This window comes from Leptolyngbya sp. FACHB-711, assembly GCF_014695615.1.
Lineage (GTDB): Bacteria > Cyanobacteriota > Cyanobacteriia > Elainellales > Elainellaceae > Leptolyngbya_A.
In genome coordinates this window covers 1-6,809 of record NZ_JACJOR010000313.1, presented here as the reverse complement: position 1 = coordinate 6,809, position 6,809 = coordinate 1, and the positions used below count along the sequence as shown (strand labels likewise).

Annotated in this window: 9 protein-coding genes; 4 read left to right on the top strand and 5 right to left on the bottom strand. The window is 50.2% G+C overall.

Translation table 11 applies throughout. The features are described 5' to 3' along the window. Positions 1–463 precede the first annotated feature (463 nt). Positions 464–670, bottom strand: a complete 207-nt coding sequence (locus H6F80_RS12605) for a site-specific integrase (protein ID WP_190791894.1) — start codon at positions 668–670, stop codon at positions 464–466. A 113-nt stretch (positions 671–783) separates the two neighbouring features. On the opposite strand from H6F80_RS12605, the gene H6F80_RS12600 reads away from it, so the two are divergent. The 4 genes from H6F80_RS12600 (at position 784) to H6F80_RS12590 (ending at position 3,830) form a co-directional block, all read left to right on the top strand. Beyond that, positions 784–2,424 carry an FAD-binding domain-containing protein gene (locus H6F80_RS12600; RefSeq protein WP_190791893.1) on the top strand — a complete coding sequence of 547 codons (1,641 nt, stop codon included), beginning with the start codon at positions 784–786 and terminating at the stop codon, positions 2,422–2,424. A 30-nt stretch (positions 2,425–2,454) separates the two neighbouring features. After that, positions 2,455–2,616: an ATP-binding protein gene (locus H6F80_RS31305; RefSeq protein ID WP_277879135.1), complete on the top strand. Its 162-nt coding sequence runs from the start codon at positions 2,455–2,457 to the stop codon at positions 2,614–2,616. Between the two features lie 142 nt (positions 2,617–2,758). After that, positions 2,759–3,016, top strand: a complete 258-nt coding sequence (locus tag H6F80_RS31300; protein WP_242067322.1) for a response regulator — start codon at positions 2,759–2,761, stop codon at positions 3,014–3,016. A 118-nt stretch (positions 3,017–3,134) separates the two neighbouring features. Next, a complete protein-coding gene (locus H6F80_RS12590) occupies positions 3,135–3,830 on the top strand; it encodes a manganese catalase family protein (RefSeq protein ID WP_190791892.1) in 696 nt (231 codons plus the stop codon). Between the two features lie 15 nt (positions 3,831–3,845). On the opposite strand, the gene H6F80_RS12585 is transcribed toward H6F80_RS12590, so the two are convergent. The 4 genes from H6F80_RS12585 to H6F80_RS12575 form a co-directional block, all read right to left on the bottom strand. After that, on the bottom strand, positions 3,846–4,418 hold the full coding sequence (locus H6F80_RS12585) for an ABC transporter ATP-binding protein (RefSeq protein ID WP_518523570.1): 573 nt from the start codon (positions 4,416–4,418) through the stop codon (positions 3,846–3,848). A gap of 58 nt (positions 4,419–4,476) precedes the next feature. Continuing rightward, entirely contained in the window at positions 4,477–4,650 is a 174-nt protein-coding gene (locus H6F80_RS31295) for a hypothetical protein (protein WP_518523569.1), read from the bottom strand. After that, positions 4,572–5,132: an ATP-binding cassette domain-containing protein gene (locus tag H6F80_RS12580; RefSeq protein WP_242067320.1), complete on the bottom strand. Its 561-nt coding sequence runs from the start codon at positions 5,130–5,132 to the stop codon at positions 4,572–4,574. The genes H6F80_RS31295 and H6F80_RS12580 overlap by 79 nt, the downstream gene beginning before the upstream one ends. A gap of 952 nt (positions 5,133–6,084) precedes the next feature. Then, positions 6,085–6,750: an SDR family oxidoreductase gene (locus H6F80_RS12575; protein ID WP_190791891.1), complete on the bottom strand. Its 666-nt coding sequence runs from the start codon at positions 6,748–6,750 to the stop codon at positions 6,085–6,087. Between the last annotated feature and the right edge of the window lie 59 nt (positions 6,751–6,809).

The window sequence follows — 6,809 nt, the reverse complement described above, 5'->3', positions numbered from 1 at the left end:
GCAGGCTCGTCAATATGCGCTGCAAGGGGCGATTGCGGTTCTCTTCGTGACTCTCACCCTCTTGACTGCCTTTGCAGTGAGCTAATCAAAGTTTCATCTCGTTTGGATTTTCCCTATCGATAAGCCTCAGTTCGGCACTGAGGTTTTTGTTGTAGGGTTACGTTCCCTATTCGCTGTCTTACATTTCAACGCCATCCTTCGCCTCTGCACTGATGAACGAAAAAGCAAGGATTGCTCGATTAGTTACATTCAGTTGCTGGGACTCTGGAATAAATCCAAGAACCACGCCTAGCTGTAGACAACTGCAAATGTACCGATCGCAATTGCAAGGATATGACGATTTAGGTCATTCAAGCAGCAATTAAACCCGATCGAAATAGTGCATCAAAGTCTCCTGCCGTCGATGCCCCGTCCGCTTCTGAATTTGAGCAGGCGAATACCCCTTATCGCGCAGCTTTGTAACCTAGGTACGCCGAAACGAGTGCGTCGAAACTCCCTCTAGCCTCACTCGATCGCAAGCTTTCCCTAAAATCTCATCCGCTCGCGATCGTGTCAGGTGTCCTGCTTTAGAGCCGCGCCACTCTGGAAACAACAATTCCTGCTGCGGCATCCGACCGCCCTCTTCCCCCACTCGATGCGTATCCAGAAAAGCTTGCTTAGCTTTGCACAAATTCTTGAAGGCTTTGATTAACAGACTGCTATACCTTAGTGGATGGAGCTGCCACTGCCCAGCGCTCAAAGTTTCTTTGCTAGGCTAGAGCAAGCGTACTTAAAGGAAGGGTTGTGAGCAACTGCACGATCGTCTGGTTCCGCCGTGACCTCCGCATCTCTGACCATGCTCCCCTCGATCGAGCGGCACGTCGAGGAGCGGTTGTTCCCGTCTTTATCTTTGATCCTGCCCTATTGCACCATCCTGAAACCGCCCCTGCTCGCGTAGCCTTTCTGTTGAAGTCGCTGCAATCGCTGGATGCTGACTTGCAGGAGCGCGGGGGACGCCTGATCCTCCGCTTGGGTGATCCGCTCACCGTCTTGCCGCAACTGATTCGGGAGACGAAAGCTGATGGCATCTATGCTCATCTTGACTTCGAGCGATTGTATGGTCGGGTCCGGGATGCTCGACTCAATCGCATTCTCACAGAGCAAGATCTTAAGATTCGCTGGTTTGAGCCATCCGGTACAACTCCTGACCTCATGACAACGAGGCAGTATCGTCAGTTGTGGTACGACCAGATGCGTGAGGCGATCGTCCCAACTCCCCAACGAATCGAAGTCCCGTCAGAGGTGTTGAGTACATCGTTACCCACGCTGGCTGACCTCAAGCTCCACGATGATGGCAAGCCCCTGCCTCCGGCTGGAACCCAGGCTGCTTACCAACTGCTCGATCGCTTCCTGGAGGAGAAAACGCAGCGCTATTATTGGCAATTGTCCTATCCCAGTGCTGCTGCCACCAGTGGATTAAGTCCTCACATCAAATTCGGTGTCATCTCATTGCGACAGTGCTATCACGCTGCCCAAACCCTCAAGACCGTGCTCGATGAGCGAGTGCAGCGCAGCCGTAAGCAGTTTATTGCTCGCCTGAGATGGAACAGTGGTTTTGCCCAACGCTTTCGCTACCTGCCGCAACTTGAAGTGCGATCGCTCTATCGTCACTTTGATGAACAAGGCTTTGAGTTCGATGAAGACCTGTACCAAGCCTGGCAACAGGGACAGACCGGATTTCCGATTATTGATGCAGCCGCTCGTTGTTTAATTGCAACTGGAGGTTGGCAAGCCTTTAACTTTCGCACCCGTGCCTGTTATGCCAGCTTCTTGAGTAACCTGTTGGGGATGGACTGGCGCTATGGGGCGCTGCACTTCATGCGGCATCTCATTGATGGGGATTGCCCGATCGACCATTATCAGTGGGCCATGCAAGCGGGGATTACAGCCGCAATTGACCAGTCCTGGACGCGCATCTACAACCCAGGGCAAGCCGCAGTCGATCGATTTGACCCCCAAGGACAGTTTATTAAACGCTGGGTCCCCGAACTGCGGCATCTCTCGCCGCAACAGCTTGGAACTCCCCCGTCAACAAAGGGGTATCCTGCACCGATTCTCGACTATAAGCAAGCCAGAGCAAAACGAGTACAGCAACTCGATCGGCAACGGCAGGAGTTGATTCAACAGGGCAACCTTGTGCCTTACCTTGCGCCTTTGCCAGAAAGCTTCCTTCCGTTTGGCAGCGATCGGGTTCAGTGTGAGGTGAGCTGGGCAGGATTAACCGATCGAGCCTTGTTTCCAACGGCGCTCAACTTAGCTGAACTGGACGAGAGCCAAGCGCAAATGTTACGAACTTGGTTTGTTGGAGCCGCTCGTCCTTCTAAACCATCAGGTGCACGAAAATCCCCTTCCAAGTCTCAAGCGGAACAACTCACCCTCCTGTAAAAGTGCAATCTAGACAGCACTCTCTTAAAGATGCAGATTGGTGGACTGGGATTAGGACTGGCGATCGTACGGCATTTAGTCGAATTGCATGGAGGAACGGTCGCAGTCGAAAGTCCTGGGAATCGGAAGGGGCACAACTTTTACCGTCAGGCTGCCACTCATACCTATTCAGGCGATCGCCGATCACAATAGTCGATCGTCAGGGCCATTTTATGACTTGAATGGGATTCAAGTCTTGGTCGTCGATGATGAAGCAGATTCACGAGAGTTCGTGGCGGTTGTGTTGGAGCAAGCGGGTGCAACCGTATTCACGACCGCTAATGAAGCATGAACCATGCTCATTCAAGCTAAGCCAACGGTGCTGCTGAGTGACATCGGCATGGCAGACATGGATGGCTATATGCTGATGCAACAGGTGAGAGCACTGCCATCAGAGCAAGGCGGACAAATTCGGGCGATTGCAGTCACTGCCTACACAGGCGACTTCAACCAGCAACAAGCCCTGCAAGCTGGATTTCAACAGCATGTCTCGAAACCAATCGAACCAGAGAGATTGATTCAAGTGATTGCTTGCCTCACTCAGTCCGCTTAGCGATCGCCTGAAAAAACTTCGCTCTAAAGGATGAGGGATAAAAGCTAAAAGATAGCGCAGATAGAAGGGCATGGTACAAAGCGTTTAAGACCATTACTCAATTACAAGGGATTTATCTATGTTTTTTCATAAAAAAGAGCCAATTCATGCTGTAAAAATTGGTGAGGCAAATCCTCGGTTTGCTCAACTTTTGTTAGAGCAGTTTGGTGGTGCAACGGGTGAGCTGTCTGCCGCATTGCAGTATTGGGTGCAGTCGTTTCATGTGGAAAATGCTGGCATCCGGGATATGTTGCAAGACATTGCGTTGGAGGAGTTCGGACATTTAGAGATGGTTGGCAAGCTGATCGAAGCGCATACCAAAAACGTTGACCAAACGGATGCTTACAAGAGTTCATTGTTCGCAGTACGGGGTATGGGTCCCCACTTTCTAGATAGCCAGGGCAATGCCTGGACAGCGAACTATTTGAATGAAGGCGGCGATGTCGTGCGTGATTTACGAGCTAATATTGCCGCTGAAGCAGGAGCACGCCAAACTTACGAATCCTTGATCAAGCTTGCACCCGATAAAGACACTGAAAAGACACTGGTTCACCTACTAACCCGTGAAATCTCTCACACTCAAATGTTCATGAAGGCGTTGGATTCTTTGGGCAAATTGACTGATCCGATGTTTGGCAATGTTCAGCCCGATGAAACTGTGGCTCTTTACTACAACCTGTCAACCAATGGACAGAATGATCAGGATGATCGCGGTCCTTGGAACTCTGAACCCGATTTCACGTACGTTGCTGACCCAGTTGGCGATCGTTCATAGCTCTTGAGCACTTGTTTAGTAATGTGCCAGGGTTGATATCTCACTGGATTGATCTGTGTGATAGTCAGCCACATCAATGATGCGATCACACAATCGTTTCAGCAAGGCGAATTCATGGCTGATCACCAATAATCCAATCTCGTGAGTGCGCGTATAAGAGAGAACAGCTTGCCAGATGAGTGCCTGGGTATTGGCATCCAGCATGGCAGTCATTTCATCGGCAATTAAGTAATGAGTGGCTGGGTTGAGAACTCGGGCAACGGCAATGCGTTGAAGCTCACCCCCACTCAACTCATGAGGATAGCGATCGAGCCAGTTTTTATGGATTCCTAATCTATCCAATAACTCAGGTGCTGGCAGGTGTCCTTCCTGGAGAATCTGACGAACACGCCAGCGTGGATTGACTGCTAATTCTGGGTTTTGAAAGATTAGCTGTACTGGGGAGTAGCCCCGTAGAGGTAATAGTTGACTGTTCACTGTTACGGTTCCAGCGGTGGGTGTGAGATAGCCTGCCAACAGTTTTCCCAGTGTTGTTTTGCCAAAGCCAGAGGGACCCATCAGCCCAACCCTTTCACCGGGCGCAATCACCAAACTAAAATCGCGCGGAATCTAGGGATGTCTGGGACTATAGCGAAACCTAAGCTGCTTACCGACTAACATGGTGTTCCTCCGCATGAATACATCTGACTGGCGCACCGTGCACCTGCCGAAATGAAGGACGCTCAACCTGACACACCTCTGTCACCCAAGGACAGCGATCGCTAAATAAACACCCGTTGGGTAATGCATCGGGACTCGGTTGGCAACCAGGGACAGGAATGAACTCATTTTGAGGGAGCGATCGCCACAAAGCCTGGTATAGGGATGGCGAATAGTGCCATTGGAAAAGTCGGTTGCTGCGGTAATTTCAACGGTTGTCCCAGCATAGAAAACGGCAACCTGATCCGCCACTTGCAATGCTGCTTCAATATCGTGGGTAATCAGGATAACTCCCTTGCCTTCATCTGCCAGTTCTCGCAGGTGGTTCAGGGTTTCCTTAATAACATCAGGATGTAGTCTAGAAGTGGGTTCATCGGCAATCAACAAATCAGCCTGGCTGACAACAGCGGTAGATACGAGTACGCGCCGTGCCATGCCACCTGAAATTTGAAATGGATAGCACTGCTTAACTTCAGTTGCCAGATTGTAACGGTCAAAGGTACGATCGACTGCCTGAAATGCCTGTTGTTTGGACAATCCGCACACTTGTGCGACGCAGCTCACTTGTTTTCCAACCTGCACCAACCGCACTAGCAGGAGCATCGCCACCTTCTGGCAGCAGATTTCAGTACTTATCTAATCAGTACTTATCTAAATAGAGATCGAGCACTATACCTGATAGTTCTATTCCTGCTCAAACTTTGAACCTCGGCATAAACCTGAACCGTGGAGTCAAAGTTATTAAACAAAGGAACGCTTGCTTCCTGGGAGTAGGAGTCAGGGCGAAAGACGACTGATAAATATTTGACAGGAGACTGTCCAGGCAGGGAATAGTAGGAATTAATTCTGATCCTGCCCCCTTCGACCCTACCACTGGTAGTTGCAGTCGAGAATGAGGCACCTGGCGCAACATCGACTCTAAAAAAATCCACTTGATCGCTGCGATCGAGTATGCCGCTAAAGCGAACTCTGGCTGAAGAGGCATTAGCTTTGATCCTGCCCAAAAACTTAGCAGTATTGAATGAATTGTTGCTATCGCGTAGAGGTTTTGATAGCGATGGAGCGGACGAGGCGAAGAACGAGGACTGAGTAAAATTGGCAGAAGACGATTGATTCAACATAGATGCTGACCTTTATCGTGAGGCGAAGGAGGCTATCGTGGACGTTACTTAACGGTCTCGCACAATGCAAGGACTAGCATCCGGCAAAAGTTGAGTCTCCGAGCCGATTGCCTTTTTGCGCTTCGAAAAGGCAGTGTCGCAAGTGCGCTGAAGCATTGCTCGGCTTTGTCTACCCGGTGTAAGTCCTGGTTCTGGAAGCCTTGTTAGTCACTCTTCAGTCACTCTATGTAGAAAAAAAGAGGAGTCACTATTGCCCAACACCAGTTCAAATCGAAATTCCATCGCCTATAGCTCTCGAATCATTTGAGCCGCAATTTGGGTTTGGTGCGATAGGTTTCAGGCGGTTTGAGTTGCTCAATCTCAAGCTCAATCTCAACCCGATCGTGCCTGTCTTTCAGGCCTACTGATGAGTCTAGTACAGTTCTGCTCCATAATTACCAGGGCAACACTGCTCCGTTGGCGTGCCAGAACGTGCCTGTATTCTCCAAGGTCAACTCATCGATGCGAGCCAGTAACCCTTGCACCGATTCCTCTGGGGTGATGCCACCTTTCGTAAAGTTCGTCATGCGCGTTTGCACCAAGCCCGGATGCAGAATCGCGACAGTAATTCCTCGGGGCTTCAGATCGTGCGCTAACGACTTCCCCGCCATCGACAGTGCCACTTTTGACATCCGGTAGCCGTAAGAACTGCCAGAGGTATTGTCGCCAATCGACCCCATCCGGCTCGTCATCAACACGATCTTGGAGCCTGTTCTGAGGTTGGGCAGCAAGGTGTGAGTGACCCGTAGCGCACCCAGAGCATTCACCTCAAACTGTTCACGAATGCTGTCAAAGTCTAAATCTTCCAGCGTTACCCGCTTGAGAATGCCTGCATTGTTGACTAAGACATCGATCGCAGTATCTCCCAGACGATTTCGTAAATTTGTGATCGAATCATTGGAGGTAATATCAATGCCATCCTCAACCTGTACCCCAAGCTGCTGCAATTCCTGAGAGGCAGTACGACACACTGCAATTACTGCTTCTCCCCGTGCTTGTAGTTGACGGCAGTATTCGTAGCCGATACCTCGACTTGCACCTGTAATGAGATAAGTTGCCATGTGAATTGTGATCGCCTAATGAGACAGGTATTCTAGAGACTCATCATAGGCGAATTTAG